We start from the raw sequence: 1,190 nt of genomic DNA, 5'->3' as shown, positions 1-1,190 counted from the left end.
GACGTCGGCCGGGAGCCGCCCGACGCGGCGGTACCGTGGGCGGCATGACCGACCAGCCGCCCGTCCGCCGCGCGTCCGCCGGCACGGACCCGACCGCCGGCGACCACGCCGGCCCCGCGCTGGGCGTCGGCGGTGCCTGACCAGGTTCCCGCCGGGCCTGACCAGGTTCCCGCCGGGCCGGACCGGAGCACCGTCCGGCTGGCGCTGGTTGTCGGTGGGTTGGTGCTCGCGGTGCTGCTGGGCTTCGGGCTGGGCCGGATGAACACCACAGGCGCGGCGGCCGGCAGCCCGTCACTGGCTGCCGAGCACACCGACCCGCCGGGTGTCGGGCCGCACAGCCACGGCTCCGCCACCAGCGCCGATCCGGGCGCGGCCAGCGAGCCGGGCGGTCTGGCGGTCAGCTCGGCCGGGTTCACCCTGGCCCCCCTGGCCAACGAGTTCGCGGCCGGTCGCCCCGGTCAGCTCCGCTTCCAGGTGCGTGACGTGCAGCGCCGCCCGGTCACCCGGTTCGCGATCGTGCACGACAAGCCGATGCACCTGATCGTCGTCCGGCGGGACCTGACCGGTTACCAGCACCTGCACCCGACCATGGCGGCGGACGGTACCTGGTCGGTGCCGTTGACCCTCGCGCAGCCCGGCGTCTGGCGCGGGTACGCCGACTTCACCGTCGTCGCGGACAACGGCGCGCAGACCGCGGTTACCCTCGGCACGGACCTGGTCGTACCCGGTGACTACCAGCCCCGAGCACTGCCGGCGCCGGCCACCTCGACGACGGTGGACCGGTTCACCGTCGGTTACCAGGGCACCCCGCAGGCCGGGACGAGCGTGCCGTTGACCTTCCGGGTCGACGGTCCCGGCGGGGCTGCCCCGCCGGAGCGTTACCTCGGGGCGTACGGGCACCTGGTGGCGTTGCGCGAGGGCGACCTTGGCTACCTGCACGTACACCCGGAGCCGGAACTGGTCGACGGTCAGATCAGGTTCTGGCTGACTATCCCCGGCCCAGGCCGCTACCGCCTCTACCTCGACTTCCAGGTAGACAAAACCGTCCGCACCGCCGAATTCACCCTAACCACCCCCTAACCCCTCTCCCCGGGCCTTCCCACCCCCTCTCACGCCGTCGATCATGAAGTTATTGCCACTCTCCGCGGCGCGTCCTGGCGATAACTTCATGATCAACGAGCGTGGGGCGT

At 72.7% G+C, this 1,190-nt stretch carries 1 protein-coding gene; it reads left to right on the top strand.

Annotated elements, in window-relative coordinates; genetic code table 11:
- Positions 1 to 132 precede the first annotated feature (132 nt).
- The gene (locus tag JM949_RS36085; RefSeq protein WP_203152488.1) at positions 133 to 1,080 is read left to right on the top strand and encodes a DUF4402 domain-containing protein; all 948 of its coding nucleotides are present in this window, start codon (positions 133 to 135) and stop codon (positions 1,078 to 1,080) included.
- Positions 1,081 to 1,190 lie beyond the last annotated feature (110 nt).

It is taken from the genome of Micromonospora tarensis (genome assembly GCF_016803395.1).
Classification (GTDB): domain Bacteria; phylum Actinomycetota; class Actinomycetes; order Mycobacteriales; family Micromonosporaceae; genus Micromonospora; species Micromonospora tarensis.
Note: the sequence above shows the minus strand (reverse complement) of the source record. Positions and strands in the feature narration are given on the sequence as shown.